The following is a 17250-nucleotide window of genomic DNA, read 5'->3' as shown; positions in this document are numbered from 1 at the left end:
CGGCCAGCGTTCGCTGCCGCCGCCTCGAGCGCCTAGCTCATCGCGTCCTGGGTCGCTTCGCCGAGTCAACGCCGATGCTGCGACCGTGCGCAAGTACGTTGGGATGGCTGGTGTTCGGATTCGGGGCTCACACGAATGTCGCTTCTGGATATTGCACTGATCGGGGATTGGGACGACGTCAGTCTCGCTGCAGTTACAGCGCTCAACGCTCCTCAACATGGTGTACTCGTTAGAGTGAGAGCCACGTCAAAGCGCTTCGAGGAGGACGACGATGCCGGACACACCGAACCCTGTGCGACCCGTGTTTCCACAGCAGGCGCGAGCTCAGGTGGCGGCTGCGGACCCAGAGACGTTATTCGGTGAACTCCCGCGTCGGCGGGATGGGGTGGGGGCGCTGTGGTCGCACCAGGTCGATCAGCTGCGGACATACAGCGGGAGTCACCTGGACACAGCTGATGTCGCTCTTGAACTGCCTACTGGGTCGGGTAAGACTCTCGTAGGTCTGTTGATCGGTGAGTGGCGTCGACGCAGTCGTCGGGAGCGTGTCGTTTACGCCTGCCCCACCCGACAGCTCGCGCTTCAGGTTGTGGCGGCTGGCGAGCGGCAAGGCATCAGCTTGCACGCCCTCATCGACTCACACAACGACTGGGATCCGCGCCAGGTGACGGCGTACACACGCGCTGAAGCGATCGCCGTGACCACCTACAGTCACATCTTCAACATCAACTCCTACTTGGCGGACGCGAAGACTCTGATCTTCGACGACGCACACGCTGCCGAGGGCTACGTCGCCGAAGCATGGGCGCTCGAGATTCCTCGCTCTCACTCGAGCTACAACGACCTCTTCGACGCCCTCGGTGACACCGTCGACCAGCACCTTGTTGTCCGCATGACCGGCGAAGGCGCCGATACGTCCAGCTGGCACGAGGTCCGGCTGATTCCTATGTCAGCTATCGCGTCGCGCCTGAGCGAGATTGACTCGGTGCTTGATGCTGGGCTGACGGCGCGCACCTCTGCGCGCTATCGATTCTCGATGCTCCGCGAGAACTTGATGTCATGCCTATTCTACGTTTCGAGGGGCAAGTGGTACATCCGACCGATGATTCCGCCGACGTTCCAGCACTCACCGTTTGTTGACCCGGACCAGCGGGTATATCTGTCCGCAACACTCGGAGAAGCGGGCGAGCTTGAGCGGGCGTTCGGGCGGTCACCGATCGAGCGGATTCCGTCACCACCGGCCTGGGAGCGTACCGGCAGCGGCCGCCGATTCTTCGTCTTTCCCGACCTCGCTGTGTTTGATGCGGCAACCGACTCCGTCGCCGTGGAACCCTCTGAGCCTGGTCAGCTGACCGGCCTTGCTGAGCTTGAGCAGCCACCGCTCCTAAATCGGCTCGCCGACCTCACAACGAAGCGTTTGATCTTGACGCAACAAGGCGAAGCAGCCACAAAGATTGCGGACGCACTAAGCGTGCCCGCCCAAGAGCGGTTCGGGGCCTCAGACACGACGGTCGAGTCTTTTAAGATGGCCGACCGAGGCACGCTCTTGGCACCCAACCGCTACGACGGCATGGACCTCGCCGACAAGAGCTGCCGGTTCATGGTCATGGAGAACGTGCCGACCGCCTCACACTTGCAGGACCGCTTCCTCAGCTCTAAGCTCCGCGCCGGCGACGTACTCGCAGAACGAATTCGAACCCGCATCGTTCAAGGCGCCGGCCGTTGCACGAGAGGGCCACAAGACTGGGCGGTAGTGGTCGTTCAAGGCGAAGAACTTCTCCGCTACCTCTCCGATCCCGACAACACACGATCAATGCCCGTCGAACTTCAAGCAGAGATCGAGTTCGGCCTGCTGGCCAGCGCAGGCTCCTACAACAATGTGGCTGCCCTGACCCGAAGCGCGCTCGCCCAAGACGAAGATTGGCGCACACACGGCGAACCAGCGCTCGCCGACGGCCGCGCACGCACCACTCGCACCCCGCAACCACTCGCCGCCGAGCTCGCTGCCAGCGCACCACGCGAGGTCGCAGCGTGGCGAGCCGCCTGGCTTGGCGACTGGGAAGCGGCAGGGCGTGCCGCAGTCGAGGTATTGGAGGGGATCACGGCCCCGAACGCACGCGCCTACAGGGCACTATGGGCCTACTTCGCGAGCGCTTGGTTCGGCAGATCTGCGGCAGCCGGCAACGCTGCGGCTGCTCAACGATCCGCCGAACTGCTGACGACAGCCCATCGTGCGGCAACGGGAATGATCTGGCTCCGAGAGATCCAACCGCTGCCCGCCGACGTCGTCGTCCCAGAACCGAGCGATGTGAGTGCGGCGACCGGCATCCTGTCCCTCCTGGGTGGTGCGCTGCGGTCTGCGACGACATTCTCCACTCGTGCGCAGACCATGCTCGGACAACTTGCGCAAGACGAGGCGACACCCTACGAGCTCGGGCTGGTAGAGCTGGGCCGACTCCTCGGCGCGGAGTCGTTCAAGCCCTCAGGCCAAGGCCGGACCGACGCGGCATGGCTCTGGGATGAGCTATGGCTGACCGTAGAGGCGAAGAGCGAACAGACAGCCGAGCGGCTCAGCATGGACTACGTGCGGAAAGCGAACACGCATCTGGCGTCTCTTGCAGCCGACCGCGACATCGATGCCCCACCCGCTGACTCGGTGAGTGTAATAGCGGCGCACAGCAGGCTGGTAGATCCGGACGCAGTCCCGATCGCTTCGCCGCATTTGTATCTCACTACTACCGACATCGTGCTCGACATCGCCCACGATGCTCACCGCGCCTGGACGGCGATCCGCGCAAGCGTGACAGCCAGCGGTGGTGAAGCAGCTCGAGCCGAGATCACCAAGATCCTGTGGGAGCATCGAGTCCTCCCCACTCAGGTCAAGGAGCGGCTCAGCCGCGAACCGATTCGAGGACTCTGACGGCCCAGTGTCGAGGGGATCGGCATCAGTCGGAGAAATAAGGCGTCGCCCCCCCCCGCGAAAAAGGAGAAGATCCGATGGAAGAAACGGTCGTCAAGGCTCGGATCGTCGACCGGATGAGCCTGTTAGAATCACATGTCTCAGGGCGAGTAAAGCACGGTCTCAACGACGCGACCTCAGCCCTGGAAGTGCTCTACCGGGAGGTCCTCAACTTCACTCACGGATGGAACCTCACCGCAGCGAACTTCCCGCACCGCAACTTCCCAGCTGTCGACCTGCACGACGCCGCACGACGCTTGGCCGTCCAGGTCACCGTGACCTGCGACACCGCCAAGATCGTCGAAACCCAGGACACCTTCCAACGGTACAAACTCGACGCCCGATACGACCAGCTGATCTTCGTCGGGATCAAGTCCGTCAAGAAGTCGAGCAAGCTGGCGCCCTGGGCCGAGCTGTTTACTCAGAACAAGCTGCTGAATCTCGAGAATCTTGACCTCGCTCAGCTGTGGGCTCTCGACGACCGGCTCGCAAAGAGCATTCCCTGGCATCAGTTCACCGAGCAGTCTGACCGACACTGCTTCGACGTCGTCCTCGGTGTCCTCGACCGCGATGCGATCAGGCACATGACCCATGTCGAGGGCGACTTCGACGACATGCTCGACGCCCTCCGGCAGGTCAAGCAGATCATCAACGAGGGCCAGGTCCGCGGAACTCGGATCCAGGCGAAGCCGATCTCGCTCTATGACAGACCGTACGTTCAGATCCTCGACGACATCGACACCTACGTCGGTCGCATGGCGAGCATCGTCAAGCGGCACCTCGACCCGTACAACTTCCTCCCCCATCCCGCGGCAGACGAGGTCGATCGGGGGCGCCGACAACTCGTCGACGAAGTCAACGCCTTTTGCGCAGCTCACGGGCACGACCGCCGACTCCAGACGTGGGGCGGGTAGAAAAGCATCGAGAACATCAGCAATGGATGACCGTAGAAGCCCCACCGTCCCATGAAAACGTTCAAGCTGACCTCGGCGCATAGTGAAGGGTGGCGTTTGCATTCGGCTAAGGGCCAGGATGGAGTGTGCCTAATCCGGAGGAAGTTGCTCACCCGAAGCCAACTTTGGCGACGATTCGTGAGCTGTACTCGCATGCGTTCACCTGTGCACAGCCGGAGTGCTCGGAGTGGCTGTACCGGCAAGAATCGGGCGTTGCGCGGCCGGTGCTGAACAGTCGGGTCTCTCACATTCATGCGCGGCAGCCGGGCGGGCCGCGCTGGAAGCCGGGGATGTCATCAGAAGATAACCGGTCGGTCGAGAATCTGCTCTTGATGTGCATCCCGCACTCGTACGAGATCGATGAGCACGAGGCGCGGTTCTCGCCAGAGTTGCTTCAGGAGTGGCGGATTGGCCAGATACAGGAGTACTTCGACCGTCGTCATGGTTGGCCGATCAACGAAGACGAGGCGGCTGAGGTGTTGGCGGTCTCGTTCGACTCTCCGACGATCGCGGCGCCGGTGCTGACGTCGGTCGTCGCGGCTGCAGAGTTGTATGCACTCAGGGCCGTGAGCACCCGACCTGGGCCGGCAGCTGCTGCAGCGGCCTGGCGGAGAACGCGCGCCGAGGCGAACGCGATGATGCTCGCGTACGACGACGAGGGCAATCGTGTGTTCGTCGAGCCGTCGAACATGGAGCGACAGCAGCACGAGGGAGCGGTGCTTGCGGCGCTGGCTGAGGTGCGGGCGGTATTGGAGCCGATGTACGAAGACGTCCTGGCGAAGATCGCGACCGCCCGTCACACGTCAGTGCGGTCAGCTCCGTGGTGCAACTGGATGACACATGCTGCCGACGAACTCCTTGCTGCTGCTTCAACCTGGCCTTGGGAACCGCCGTACGAAGACACTGGCCGGCTGAGCGACGCTGCTGCCGAAGTGCGTGCCGCGGTCAGCGGCCTCGCCTCATCGCTTCGTGGAGAGAACCCGCCCCAGCCTCCGGCTGTGCCAGAACCGGTTGTCAGTGAGGCGGACGAAGCTCGTGCTGCTCTCGCTGAGGCGATGGCGGCCCACAACGCCCTCCTGGAGCGGGCCCGGCCGTGGGCCCGAGTGAAGACAAAGGCGTACAACCCCGACCTTCGCGACGAGCTAGTTGTGGCAGCGGATGAGGTGACGCTGATACCGGAAGTGCTCTCCACCTACGCGTTCGCGTTGGGTTCAGTTGCCAGCCTTGCGGCGTCGGTCGCGCGGAACGCCACCGACGAAGAGGTGGCGGCACTCATTGGGGAGGACCGTGCGCGTCGCCCGTTGGTGGTTGCAGCGGCGCTACTGGTGGAGCTCTGGCGAGAGATGAGCGCCGCCGAACGTGGCGACCTGGCCGACTTTGCCCGCGAGAGTCTTCTCGAGGAGCTCGCCGCCCAAGACTGGTCGGTCGAGGACGCATGGGTCGGGAACTACGTGCATGGGGCGAAGGTATTCACGCCGTGGTCGCATTGGACGTCAGCTGAGGTGGTGAAGGCTGCGCTTTCGGATGCGCTGGAGGCCGCCCCCGCGCGTCTGGATGATGTCGTGCTCACATGCGCCCCCTGGCTAGAACGTGGGAGCAGGGCCGAAGGGTCGCGGCAAGCTGCACGTTCCTACCGTGAACTGCCGCCTTGGTTTCCGACCGAGGCGTTCGTGCGCGCCGCTGCGGTCCAGTATCCACACGTGGTCGCCACGACCTCCGACTACGACGACGGCGTCCCCGAAGGAACGCTCGAGGTGGAGCATCACCTGAGCCACATCCTTCGCCTGGCAACCGCACCTACTGCCCAGACTGGTGACGATAATTAGGCACCCAGCCGGAGTGGCTTGCGCAGCCGTAATGATGGCGCGTCTCCGATGCGTCTCAAAGTCAGTTCCGCAATGAGTACGGACATGGCAAGGAGTCCAGTCCGGACGCTCGGACGCATCGAGACGACGGCGAAATTGGGTGATGGCGATGGACGACTTTCTTGACAAGCGGACGGACACGACACCGCGGGTCGGGCTTCGACGCGAGATCGACACCATCGTCTGGGACATCGACGAGTGTCGCTTCTTGATCTGGGTGAAGGACGGCCGGATGGTTGAAGCAGCCGCCCCGGCCAACGACGATCCGGAACGTGCGATCGTCCGAGTCGTCTACTTCTGGCATGCCCGCCACATCGTTTTCGAGACGAATCGCGGCGATCACCTGCTTGGCATCATGCCTAGCCGTCACAACATGGCACCCGTGGATGGTCGACCCGTCGTCTACTTGGATCAGAACCACTGGTCGACGCTGGCAAAGATGTCGAGGGCGCCGGATCGAGTTCCCGAGGCAGAGCGCAAGGCGGCGCTGGAGCTCATAGCACTCGCCGAGGCTGGAAAGATCATCCTGCCGATCTCCGCGGGCCACCACAGCGAGACCAGCCACTGGGTGGACGATGACTCCCGCTACCAGCTCGCGCTCACCATGCTCCGACTCAGCAATGGGTGGCAGATGCGTGACCCTCTTGCCATCTGGGCGGATGAACTACAGCGAGACATCGCCACACACGCCGGAGCAGAACCCTCGTCCTCTCCCCCGGTGTTCACCCTCGAACCATGGGTGATTCACGATGACAAAGCGCGCTCCACGGTGGGACCAGATGACTCTGCCCAGCGCGGCCTACCGGCCGATCTAGAGTTCGCCCTCCAGTCCGCGCTTTCCACCATCGTCTACTTCGATGTCTTGCTCAACACGGCCCCGGTTCGTCGCGAGGCGTCGCACGGATGGCGCGCCAAGCAACAACGAACGACGGATGCCCTCGCTGCCGATCATCGACCGAAAGCTCAGAAGCGGCAGATCGCATACGCCTTCGCACTCGATGACCTGAGCCATGAGATGGCCAAAGCTACGGCGCATGCCAACGTCAGTACCGTCGCATTCGACCAGTGGGTGCGGAGCATTTGGAACAAGGAGATAATCGGCACCCCTGCGGTCGCGATGTTCCGCTCGATGTTCGTTGACAAGCACCTCAATCCCCACACAACATGGCAAGACAACGACCTCAATGATCTCTTTTACCTGTCCGCCGCCGCCGGATATGCGAACCACATCGTCGCCGAGCGGCACACAACTGGACTCATAGCCCAATCGAGCAAGCGCCTGAACGCCGCTGTGGCCGCCCACCGCAGCATCACGGACCTCATCGCAAACCTCACGCTCGCACGATGATGGCAACGCCCAACCCGCGACCCCGTCCATGCCTGCTTCCCGCTGAGGCTCGGGTAGGGCTAGGGCGTGGCCGCAGAGCTTGGCCGCCGCGTCGCGCCCTCGAACTCAGCGCAGGTAGGTTGCATGGTCCCAGTCGAGATCCGGCGCGAACTCGCCGTAGACGAGCGTCGCAGTGAGCACCAGGTAACTCAACGCCTCAAGGCCAAGCTGGTGCCAGCCCCGATGCCATCTGTCTATCGTTTAGGCCCGCATCGCACTGCGCCACAGTCCGCCGCTGCTGCTTAGATCCAAGCCACGGAAGAACACGAGGACACTCGCGTCGTCGGCGACGGCTGCCCTGACGATGCCAGACAAAGCTTGGGCCTCCTCTTCGGCGAAGGCACGTCGTTTTTGGGCGGAGTCGAGCACGACGTAGACGTCGCCGAACGCCTGTTCGGGCGCAGGCTCGTCGCCTCAACCGCCAGCGCAGCAAACTCCTCGAAGCCCACTACGACGGCGCCATCCCCATCGACTTGCTCAAGAGCGAACAGGCACGCCTGACAGACCAGATGGCCCAGATCCTCCGCCGCCTCGAACGAGCCGAGCAGAACTACGACCAGGTCGAGACGATCCTCCACGACGCACTCGACATCGTCGAGCACTGCGGCAGCGCGTACGGAACCGCTCCCGAGCACATCCGGCGGCTCTTCAACCAAGTCCTCTTCGAGCGCATCCTCATCAACCCTGACGAGACGATCACCGCTGACAAGGTCGCCCTCTTCGCTACGCTCCTCGGCCCCGAAGCCCGCATCGCCGCTCGCGCGTACAACCTGCAAAAAACGACACCGAAACGCAAGAGACCCGCTCCGAGGAGCGGGTCTCGCGCCAAAAAACCTTCGGCGTTTACTTTTGCGAATGTTTTGAATAAGAACACTCTGGTGGATCCGAGGGGATTCGAACCCCTGACCTCTTCATTGCGAACGAAGCGCGCTACCAACTGCGCCACGGACCCGTGCCTTCCGAGCCGTCACCGGCCCGAACAACTCGTCCACACTAGCACGGACGAGCAGGCGCCTCGCACTCGGGTCAAGCCCCGCGGCGGCGCTGCAGCGCCTGGTCGAGGTCGATCGCGTCGACGCCGTCCACGACGCCCATCGCGGCGAAGCGGGAGGAGGGACGCGGCGCCTCGGGAGCGGGAGCGGCGGCACGCGGGACGCGCAACGGCGCCACTTCGGGAGCGGTCGCGGCGGCGCGCTGGGCGAGCTCCGCCTCCGCCGCGGCGGTGCGCAGGCGCTCCACGGCGTCGATCGACGCCATCGCGGAGGCGGCGACCGTGCCCCGGGACAGGTAGAGCGGCTTGGGGAGCGGCTGCGGCGTCCAGCTCGCACGGTCCTCGGCGAGCTCCTCGGAGGCGTCGTCCGCGGCCTCCTCGGCGAGCTCGGCCTCGAAGACCTCGGCGCGCCGGCGCTCGGTCGCGGCGGCCGTCGTCGCTGTCGCGGCCGGACCGGCGGCGCGGCGGCGACCCGGCGCCAGCAGGATCAGCGTGCCGAGCCCCGCGACGGCGAGGAGCAGGCCGACGAGCGGCACCGCGCCCGTGCCTCCGAACGGCAGCATCACGAGCCCGACCAGCGCGGCGACCGCGCCGACCAGCACGGCCAGCGCGGCGCCCTGGCGCCAGCGCAGGACCGAGGGCCCCGATCGCGTGCTCCGCCGTGCGCTCGCGGTCGCCCGTCGCAGCGCGTCGCGCGCCGCCTTCTCCGCCTGTGCCAGCTCCATCGCCTGTGCCTTCTCTTCGGCTCGTCGTCGTGTCTCGGTCACCCGGAGCCGTCGCTGCTGCAGCGACACCTCGCGGGCCGTCGCCTCCGCACGCACGTGCTCGGGCACTTCCGCGGTCTCGGCGAGGATCCGCAGCGTCTGCTGCAGCCTCACCGCGTTGCGCTCGGTCGCGTTGTACGACCGCCTGCGCATCCACGTGGGGATCAGGTAGGCGACCCACAGAACGGCGGCGAGCGCCCAGACGACGCCCCCGCCCAGCCAGTCGCTACTCATGCGGACAACGCTAGGAGCACCGGGCACTCCCGTCCGTCATTACGGGTAGGTGTGTCCGTGCGGATCGCGGATCAGTCGGGGCCCCGTCGGAGGGACACCGGCGCCGTCGGAGGGTCCGGAGAGACCCGAGCGGCGCGAGGCGCGGAGATCCGCGTCGGTCGGCACGCCGACCTCCGACGGGACCTGCCCGTCGAGGTAGCGGCGGAGCACGCCGCGGGGCACCTCCTCCGCCACGAGGGCGAAGCAGAAGTGGTCGCGCCAGTCGCCGTTGATGTGGATGAAGCGTCGCCGCAGGCCCTCGTAGCGGAAGCCGAGCTTCTCGACCACGCGCAGGCTCGGCCGGTTCTCCGGGCGGATGCAGATCTCGATCCGGTGCAGCCCCAGGTCGAGGAAGGCGTGGTCGGCCGCGAGGGCCACGGCGATCGGAGTGATCCCCCGCCCGGCGTAGCGCTCGGACACCCAGTAGCCGATCGACCCGGAGGAGAGCGAGCCGTACCCGATGTTCGAGATGTTGAGCTGCCCGGCGAGCTCGCCGTCCCAGTCGATGAGGAACGGCACTCCCCCGCCGGCCCGCGCGTTCTGCTGCAGCGAGCGGATGCTGGCGCGCACGTCGAATGCGGCGCCTCCCCGGGGGTCGGACGCCTCCCACTGGCGCAGCCACGACCGGTTCGCGATCAGCTCCCGCTCGAGAGGGCGGGCGTCGCGCACGCGGATGGGGCGGACGGTGACACGACCCTCGGTGAGCGTCGGGATCGGGAGCGGCATGATGCGACCCTACTGCTCCGCCGCACTGCGGGAGGGGGACTGGACTCCGCGGCGTTCCGTGCTCTCGGGGAACGGACGAACGGACGGGATCCCGTGCCGCAGCAGGGGGTCCCGTCCGTTCCGGAGGAGCGCTCGCCGGGGCTCAGAGGCCGGCGACGAAGTCCTTCAGCCAGGGCTTGAGGTCCTTGCCGAGGTCGTCGCGGTCGGAGGCGAGCTGCACGATGGCCTTGATGTAGTCGAGCTTGTCGCCGGTGTCGTAGCGGCGGCCGCGGAACACGACGCCGTAGACGCCGCCGAACTCGGCCGGGTCCTGTGCCATGCGCTCCAGCGCGTCCGTCAGCTGGATCTCGCCGCCCTTGCCCGGAGCGGTGTGCTCGAGCACGCCGAACACGTCGGGCTTCAGCACGTAGCGGCCGATGATCGCGAGGTTCGAGGGGGCGTCCTCCTTGGAGGGCTTCTCGACCAGCCCGGTGATCCGCACCACGTCGTCCTCGTCGGTCGCCTCGACCGCCGCGCAGCCGTAGAGGTGGATCTGGTCGGGGTCGACCTCGAGCAGCGCGACCACCGTGGTGTCGCGCTGCTCGGCGACGTCGATCATCCGGGAGAGCAGCGGGTCGCGGGCGTCGATCAGGTCGTCGCCGAGGAGCACGGCGAAGGGCTCGTCGCCGACGTGGCGCTGCGCGCGGGAGACCGCGTGGCCGAGGCCCTTCGGCTCGCCCTGGCGGACGAAGTGCACGTCGGCGAGGTCGCTGGCGTACTTGACGTGCTCGAGCTTCTTGTCGTCCTTCTTCTGGGACAGGTTCTGCTCGAGTTCGGGCACCGAGTCGAAGTGGTTGGCGAGCGCGTTCTTGTTGCGCCCGATGATCACGAGCACGTCCTGGAGGCCGGCGTCCGCCGCCTCCTCGACCACGTACTGGATCGCCGGCTTGTCGACGACCGGCAGCATCTCCTTGGGGATGGCCTTCGTCGCCGGCAGGAAGCGGGTGCCGAGACCTGCGGCGGGGATGACTGCTTTGCGGATTCGAGTGCCCATGGGGCGCCATCCTAGCGGCGGGGGAAGTCGCGGGAGTTTCGCGCCAGGACCGGCGACGGAAGGCGCCGGACCCCGTTCCGGGGCGGTCCGGGACGAGCGTCCCTCAGGGTCGTCCGCGCGGAGGCCGGCGCGGGGCCCGGTTCTAGACTGAGCGCATGCCAGCCGACATCACGCACGAGAAGCGGGCGCTGCGCGCCGAGCTGCGCGAGCGCCGCCGCACGCAGACCTCGACCGCTCGCGACCAGGCCGCGGAGCAAATCACCGCCCACCTGATCGAGCTCGCCACCCGCGTGGGGGCCCGCTCCCTCGCGTGCTACCTCTCCGCTCCGGACGAGCCGAGCACCCGGCCGTTCCTGGGCTGGGCCGAGAGCCACGGCATCCGCGTCCTCTTCCCCGTCTCGCGCCAGGACGGCCTGCTCGACTGGGCGGTCGGCGACGGCCACACCGAGACCCAGGGCCTGTTCGGCATGCCCGAGCCCGTCGGGAACCTGCTCGGCCCCATCGCGATCAACGACGTCGACCTCATCGTCGTCCCGGCCGCCACCGTCGACCGGCAGGGGATGCGGATGGGCTGGGGGCGCGGCTACTTTGACAAGACCCTCGGCTCGATGGAGAAGTGCCCGCCGGTCTACGCCGTCGTCTTCGACAGCGAGCTCGTCGACCGGGTGCCCAGCGAGGTCCACGACCAGGCCGTCGACGGAGTCGTCACTCCCTCCGGCATCGTCGACCTGCGCCACTGACCCCGTTCTCCTTCTCCCCCACCCGCCTCCGAGGAGCCCCCTGTGCCCACCTACTCCTACCGCTGCACGCAGTGCGGCAACGCCTTCGACATCCAGCAGAAGTTCACCGACGACACGCTCACCGAGTGCCCGAGCTGCCAGGGGGCGCTGCGCAAGGTGTTCAGCGCGGTCGGCGTGACCTTCAACGGCTCGGGCTTCTACCGCACCGACTCCCGCTCCGGCGGGAAGTCGAGCGAGGGCGGCTCCTCCTCCTCGGGTGCCGGCTCGTCCGGCTCGGGCGCATCCGGCTCCGGCTCATCCGACTCGTCGTCGGGCTCCTCGGGATCGGGCGGCTCCTCCTCCGGATCCTCGGGTTCATCGGGCTCGGGCGGCTCCTCGTCCGGCTCGGGGTCCTCGGGCTCCGGATCGTCCTCCTCCTCGTCGTCCTCGGGCTCCTCCGGGTCCTCCTCCTCGGGTTCCTCCTCCCGGAGCTGACCCGCCACCCACCGCTCACGGCAGAAACGGAACGATCATGATCAACGGCTTCAAAGAGTTCATCCTCCGCGGCAACGTCATCGACCTGGCTGTCGCCGTGGTCATCGGCGCCGCCTTCACGACCATCGTCAACGCGATCGTGACGGGGATCTTCAACCCGCTCATCGGCGTGATCTTCGACGCCTCCTCCCTCGAGGCCCTGGTCTGGCCCATCCGACCGGGAGAGAACGGCGAGGACCCGACCGTCATCGCCTACGGCTCGGTCATCTCGGCCCTGATCCAGTTCGTGATCGTCGCCTTCGTCCTCTACTTCGCGTTCGTCCTGCCGATCAACCACCTCAAGAACGCCGCGTTCGCCAAGAAGGCCGCCGACGCCCCCGCCGCGGAGGACAAGGCCCCCACCGAGCTCGAGCTCCTCTCCGACATCCGCGACCTGCTCGCCAACAACGGCACCGCCACCACCGCGAACTCCGGCAAGCACGTCGACTGAGTTGTCCTGTCTTCTTCCGCCGGAGGCGGAAGAAGACCGCGGTCGGCTTCCCGATGGAGAGCGTTCCGTGGAGCGGTGTGCGAACAGTGCGTTCGAAACGCTGGCACGCGTTTCGGACGACACCTGCACCCTCGGCAGGTCGCCTATCGGGGCCTTCAGCGTCTCCGGCGGGGACTGATCGTTCCTGTGTCCACGCCTTCATCGGACATCGCCGGGCATGAGGCGGAAAGCGGTCGATCAGCTAGGCACCGGACGGACGCGATCGTCCGCAGGCACCGGACGGGAAGCAGCCGGTCACCGTCGCCGGGTCCGACGTGAGCGGTCGCCGGACAGCGGCGTGACGCGTTCGCTCGTCGAGGCGGGGCGCGGCGGGGTGAGGTCCGAGGTCGTCGACGGGTCGAGCGCCGACTCGCGGATCACCGACCGGTCCGGCTGACGTCAGTAGTGCGGGGGGACGTCCTGGCGCAGGCGCGCGTCGTTCGGGCCGGTGCCGGGGCGCGCGGTCGGCGCGGAGGGGTCGGCGATCGGAGCGTCGTGCGGGGACGGATCGGTGCCGGGCTTCGCGGGGAGCGTCGCCCGCCGACCGCCGCGGGTGCGCCGCAACGGGCGGTCGGCACCCGCGGGGGCGTCGGGATCCGGCGCCACGATCAGTCGTGCGGCAGCGGCTCGACGGGCTGCGTCTCCCCCGATGCCGGAGCGGCGGCGGCGGCAGGAGCGGCGGGAGCAGCAGGAGCCTCGCCGGCGGCGGGAGCAGGGGTCTGCTCCTCCCCCGCGGTCGCACCGATCAGCCCGGCCACCCGCGCGGCCACGGCCTCGGGGTCGGCGAACAGCTCGAAGTTGTGCACCCGCAGGTAGTGCCAGCCCAGCCGGCGCAGCAGCTCCGGACGCAGGCGCAGCGACACGCGCAGGCTCTGCGTGCTCACGTCGCGGTCGGTCTCGACCACCACGGCACGGGTCCCGTGCGCGGCGACGAGGGCCAGCTTGCCCTTGTGCCCGATGTTGACCCGGAGTCCGCGGCGCTCGAGGCGCGCGGCGAGATCCACCAGCATCGGCTCCGAGTAGTCGTCGCGGTCGCTCGGCTGGACGCGGTCCTCCGCCTCCTGCAGCACCTGCGCGAGCGCGACCATGCCGTAGCGCATGCGCGACTCGTCGATGTCGCCCGGGCGGAAGCACGAGACGATGTCCATCGAGCGGCGGGCACGGGTCATCCCGACCGCCAGCAGGCGCTCTCCACCCGGCTCCGCGAGAGCGCCGAAGTTTGACAGCAGGCGGCCGTGGGGCGTCCGGCCGTAGCCGATCGAGAAGATGACGCGGTCACGGCTCTGCGCGACCGACTGCTCCAGCGTCACGACGGCGAAGGGCTCGGGCCGGTCGCCGAGGATGAAGTCGCTCAGGTCGGTGCGCTTGGCGAAGGCCGTCAGCACCGCCTGCTGCACCCGCACGGCGTGGCGAGGGCTCGCGGTGATGACCATCAGCGACTCGCGCGGACGGATCACGGCGTGCTCGAGCACCAGCTCGACCACCTTCGCGACCTCGGCGTCGACGGACTCGACGGCTCCGGAGTCGTTCTCGGGCATGCCGTGCCCGCTCGCGATGTAGTGGAAGCGGAGCGAGTCGTGTCCGAGGAAGGAGCCGGCCCAGGGCAGGGAGTCGATGCGGCCGCCGTAGAAGCGGCGGTTGACCAGCTCGGCCAGGTCCTCGCCGCCCGCGCGGTAGCTGCGGGTGAGCGTGACGGTGTTGAGCAGCTCGCCGAGTCGGGCGAGCGCCGACTGGGCGTGCAGCGCCTCCACGTCGGTCCGCGAGGCGGTGGAGCCGAACTCCGGCGTCTCGTCGACGCGCAGGCCGAAGGGAGTGGGGGTCTGCGTGACCGGGTCGCCGAACGCGACGACCTGCTTGGCCCGGCGGATCGCTCCGACGTTCTCGGCCAGCGTGGTCGCCCCGGCGTCGACGAGGAACACCGCGTCGAAGGTCGTCTCGGTGCCGATGCGGTGCACCTCGTACGGCGAGGCGAGCCAGGCCGGAGCGAGCACGCGCGAGAGGTGCGGAGCGGCCTTCTGCAGCTCCTGAGGGGTCGTCGCCGCCTCGGTGCGCAGCAGCGCGCGCAGCGCGTCGCGCTCCTGCGGCCAGTCGACGAGCCCGATCTTCCAGGTCTCGGAGAGCTTCCAGGCCAGCAGCTCGGCGCTCGAGGCGGCGTGCGCCTCGTCGACGAGCTTGAAGTCGGCCTCGAGCCGGTCGAGCACGCTCGTGTTGCCGCCGAGCAGTGCGCGCTCGTCGGTCAGCATGATCTCGAGCGCCGAGCGCCACCAGGCCAGGTCCAGCTCGCCCGCGACCAGCTCGGCCGGCACGTGGCGGCGCGAGAGGTCGGTGAGCAGCGGGTCCAGGCCCCAGTCGCGCAGGGTGGCGAGGAGGGTCGTCCGCTCCTGGAGGTTGGCCAGCACCTCGCTGTCCTCGGCGAGGCCGGACACCATCGAGGCCAGCTCGGCGAGAGGGAGCGAGGCGAGCTGCAGGTTCGTCCCGCGGCGGCCGAGCGGCTCGTCGAGACGGCTCAGCTGGTCGGTCACCTGCTGGTAGGCCACCTGCACGTCGGCGACGCCGACCGGGACCTCGGGGATCGTGCCGGCGACCGCGTAGCGCTGCCACAGCGTCCGCTGCTGCTGCACCCGGCGGAGCGCCGCGTTGAGGTCGGTGACGTGCGCGCCGGGACGCAGGTACTCGCGGGCGAGCTTCTTCAGGCGCCGGCGGTTGGTGGACGACATCTCGGCGGCCTCGCGGCGCGGCGAGGTGGCGACGATGAGGTCCTGGATCGAGCGGTCGAAGACGGCCGGCTGGAACTTGTCCAGCGTCTCGCGGACGTCCTGCAGCAGGCGCAGGTAGATGCCGAGCTCGGCGACCGACTCGAACGGGCGCATCCGCGTCTGGCCGATGACGTCCTGGGCGCGGTCGAGCAGGCGCGGCAGGTCGCGCAGGTGCAGGCGCTTGGCCAGCTCGTGGGCGATCTCGGCGTCGGCGGTGGAGTCGAACTGGGCCCCGTACCAGGGCGAGTCGCCCGGGCCGTAGCGGAACTCGCCCAGGCGCGCCGACTCGATCAGCATCCGGGTCGCCTCGGGGCGGCTGTGCGCGAGAGCGGTGACGGAGCGGCGGTCGAGGCGGGCGGCGGTCGACGGGGGCGTCCGCAGCTGCGAGAGGCGGGCGAGCTCCTCGAGGGCCTGCAGCGCCGAGACGCCGAAGCTCTCGTCGCGCCGGGAGAGCGCGCCGCGGTAGTCGAGCAGCACCTTCCGCAGCCGGAGCAGGGCGTCGTCGATCTCGCTGACGGAGGGGCGCGCCGCCTTCTCGTTGCGGCCGATCGACTGGATGAGGTCGCGGCGGAGCGTGCGGGGCCCGACCGCGATGCCGCCCAGGCCCGCCGAGAGCAGGCGCTGGTGGATGCTGTCGAGGCTCGACCGGCGGGCGCTGACGACCAGCACGCGCTTGTGCTGGGCGGCCAGGGCGCCGATCGCGTTGACGATGGTCTGGGTGCCGCCCGTGCCGGGAAGGGTCTTCACGACGAGCGAGTTGCCGGCCGCGATGTTCGCGATCACCTGCTCCTGCTCGGCGTCCGCGTCGAGGAGGAGGTTGTCGGTCGCCGGAGGACGCTCGTCCTGCGGGATGATCGACGCCACCTTCTGCGACTGCTGCAGCGCCCGCTTGGCGGCCGGGTTCCCGGCGACGGCGTCGAGGACGGGGTGCTCGAGCATCCGGGCGTCGCGGAGCATGTCGCCCGCCACGTCGGCGAAGCTCGAGACCACGAGGCGCGGGTGCACGGCGAACCACGGCAGGTGCGAGGTCAGGCCGCGCAGCTGGTCGATGACCGGCTGCGGCTTGAAGACGCCGTTCTGCACGGCCAGCTCGACGAACTGCTCGGGGTCGATCGTGATGCCGAACTGCTGCTTGAGGGCGCGCGCGAGCTGCGGGTTGAAGTAGGGCTGGCCCTTGAGCTTGAGCTCGAAGTCGCGGCCGTAGCGGCGGATGGCGAGCGGGCGGAGGAGCACGGGAGCGGTGAACTCCGTGTCGCCGGCGCGCCACTGGGCGAGGCCGATGGCGAGGTGGACGCCCTCGATGCCGCGGACCGAGCGCAGCTCGATCCCCTTGTCGGTGATCGCGCCCGCGGCGTTCTTCGCGGTGCGCAGGGCGAGCTCGTCGCGGATGAGCGAGGAGAGGAGCGTCGTCTTGCCCGAGATGAACGGGGGCAGCCCGCCGGGGTGCGTGGTCGAGAGCTCGATGCGCGTCCGGGGCGAGTCCACGAAGTGGAGCAGGGGCGACGGACCGCCGACCTTGGCGAGCTCGTCGCGCCACGACTGCCACACCGGATCGGCCACGTTGCCGCCCTGGTAGCCGGCCTCGCCGCTCGTCACCTGCACGGGAGAGGTCGCCGTCGGGGAGAGCCGATGCGCGGACGCCTCCCCCTGGTCACCGGATTCGGGTGAGGTCGCCACCGGTCCGGCTCCTGGGAAATCGTCGACTCGTTGCACACGGACACCCTAAACCGGGCACCTCCGAAAGGCCGTAGCGACGCGGGTCGGCGGCACGGCACCTCCGTACGGCTCACCGGGCCGGAGCAT

The 17250-nt window shown here is 67.9% G+C and carries 13 protein-coding genes and 1 tRNA gene; 7 read left to right on the top strand and 7 right to left on the bottom strand.

What is annotated here, in order from left to right:
- Window positions 1–271: 271 nt before the first annotated feature.
- The 4 genes from C5C71_RS05290 (at window position 272) to C5C71_RS05275 (ending at window position 7122) form a co-directional block, all read left to right on the top strand.
- Complete coding sequence (locus C5C71_RS05290) at window positions 272–2917, top strand: DEAD/DEAH box helicase (protein WP_104337265.1); 2646 nt, start codon at window positions 272–274, stop codon at window positions 2915–2917.
- Window positions 2918–2994: 77 nt separating this feature from the next.
- Window positions 2995–3870 (top strand): SMEK domain-containing protein, encoded by an 876-nt coding sequence (locus C5C71_RS05285; protein WP_104337264.1) that lies wholly within the window; start codon window positions 2995–2997, stop codon window positions 3868–3870.
- Window positions 3871–3995: 125 nt separating this feature from the next.
- Window positions 3996–5735, top strand: a complete 1740-nt coding sequence (locus tag C5C71_RS05280) for a hypothetical protein (protein WP_146084427.1) — start codon at window positions 3996–3998, stop codon at window positions 5733–5735.
- A gap of 142 nt (window positions 5736–5877) precedes the next feature.
- Window positions 5878–7122: a hypothetical protein gene (locus C5C71_RS05275; RefSeq protein ID WP_146084426.1), complete on the top strand. Its 1245-nt coding sequence runs from the start codon at window positions 5878–5880 to the stop codon at window positions 7120–7122.
- A gap of 281 nt (window positions 7123–7403) precedes the next feature.
- On the opposite strand, the gene C5C71_RS05270 is transcribed toward C5C71_RS05275, so the two are convergent.
- From C5C71_RS05270 to galU, 5 genes are all read right to left on the bottom strand, one after another.
- Window positions 7404–7937, bottom strand: a complete 534-nt coding sequence (locus C5C71_RS05270; RefSeq protein ID WP_104337261.1) for a hypothetical protein — start codon at window positions 7935–7937, stop codon at window positions 7404–7406.
- A 100-nt stretch (window positions 7938–8037) separates the two neighbouring features.
- A tRNA-Ala gene (locus C5C71_RS05265) sits at window positions 8038–8113 on the bottom strand.
- A 74-nt stretch (window positions 8114–8187) separates the two neighbouring features.
- Window positions 8188–9150, bottom strand: coding sequence for a hypothetical protein (locus C5C71_RS05260; RefSeq protein WP_104337260.1), 963 nt, complete (start codon window positions 9148–9150; stop codon window positions 8188–8190).
- Between the two features lie 39 nt (window positions 9151–9189).
- A complete protein-coding gene (locus C5C71_RS05255) occupies window positions 9190–9915 on the bottom strand; it encodes a GNAT family N-acetyltransferase (protein ID WP_104223217.1) in 726 nt (241 codons plus the stop codon).
- A 142-nt stretch (window positions 9916–10057) separates the two neighbouring features.
- Window positions 10058–10948, bottom strand: coding sequence for a UTP--glucose-1-phosphate uridylyltransferase GalU (galU, locus tag C5C71_RS05250; protein WP_104223218.1), 891 nt, complete (start codon window positions 10946–10948; stop codon window positions 10058–10060).
- Window positions 10949–11103: 155 nt separating this feature from the next.
- On the opposite strand from galU, the gene C5C71_RS05245 reads away from it, so the two are divergent.
- The 3 genes from C5C71_RS05245 to mscL are packed head-to-tail and all read left to right on the top strand — an operon-like array spanning window position 11104 to window position 12652.
- A complete protein-coding gene (locus C5C71_RS05245) occupies window positions 11104–11688 on the top strand; it encodes a 5-formyltetrahydrofolate cyclo-ligase (RefSeq protein WP_104337259.1) in 585 nt (194 codons plus the stop codon).
- Between the two features lie 42 nt (window positions 11689–11730).
- Window positions 11731–12162 carry an FmdB family zinc ribbon protein gene (locus C5C71_RS05240; protein WP_104337258.1) on the top strand — a complete coding sequence of 144 codons (432 nt, stop codon included), beginning with the start codon at window positions 11731–11733 and terminating at the stop codon, window positions 12160–12162.
- A 37-nt stretch (window positions 12163–12199) separates the two neighbouring features.
- Window positions 12200–12652 carry a large conductance mechanosensitive channel protein MscL gene (gene mscL, locus C5C71_RS05235; RefSeq protein ID WP_181065648.1) on the top strand — a complete coding sequence of 151 codons (453 nt, stop codon included), beginning with the start codon at window positions 12200–12202 and terminating at the stop codon, window positions 12650–12652.
- Between the two features lie 438 nt (window positions 12653–13090).
- Here mscL and C5C71_RS05230 read toward each other — a convergent pair whose 3' ends face one another.
- Window positions 13091–13297: a hypothetical protein gene (locus C5C71_RS05230; protein ID WP_104337257.1), complete on the bottom strand. Its 207-nt coding sequence runs from the start codon at window positions 13295–13297 to the stop codon at window positions 13091–13093.
- Window positions 13298–13299: 2 nt separating this feature from the next.
- A complete protein-coding gene (locus C5C71_RS05225) occupies window positions 13300–17124 on the bottom strand; it encodes a DEAD/DEAH box helicase (protein ID WP_374953661.1) in 3825 nt (1274 codons plus the stop codon).
- Window positions 17125–17250 lie beyond the last annotated feature (126 nt).

Origin of the sequence: Rathayibacter sp. AY1C1 (genome assembly GCF_002932105.1) — a bacterium.
Classification (GTDB): Bacteria; Actinomycetota; Actinomycetes; order Actinomycetales; family Microbacteriaceae; genus Rathayibacter.
This window is presented reverse-complemented; position numbering and strand designations above follow the sequence as displayed.

What these genes read in the sequence shown, in the direction of transcription:
- C5C71_RS05290 (WP_104337265.1), top strand. Translation starts at nt 272, where the DNA reads ATGCCGGACACACCGAACCCTGTGCGACCCGTGTTTCCACAGCAGGCG.
- C5C71_RS05285 (WP_104337264.1), top strand. Translation starts at nt 2,995, where the DNA reads ATGGAAGAAACGGTCGTCAAGGCTCGGATCGTCGACCGGATGAGCCTG.
- C5C71_RS05275 (WP_146084426.1), top strand. Translation starts at nt 5,878, where the DNA reads ATGGCGATGGACGACTTTCTTGACAAGCGGACGGACACGACACCGCGG.
- C5C71_RS05260 (WP_104337260.1), bottom strand. Translation starts at nt 9,150, where the DNA reads ATGAGTAGCGACTGGCTGGGCGGGGGCGTCGTCTGGGCGCTCGCCGCC.
- C5C71_RS05255 (WP_104223217.1), bottom strand. Translation starts at nt 9,915, where the DNA reads ATGCCGCTCCCGATCCCGACGCTCACCGAGGGTCGTGTCACCGTCCGC.
- galU (WP_104223218.1), bottom strand. Translation starts at nt 10,948, where the DNA reads ATGGGCACTCGAATCCGCAAAGCAGTCATCCCCGCCGCAGGTCTCGGC.
- C5C71_RS05245 (WP_104337259.1), top strand. Translation starts at nt 11,104, where the DNA reads ATGCCAGCCGACATCACGCACGAGAAGCGGGCGCTGCGCGCCGAGCTG.
- mscL (WP_181065648.1), top strand. Translation starts at nt 12,200, where the DNA reads ATGATCAACGGCTTCAAAGAGTTCATCCTCCGCGGCAACGTCATCGAC.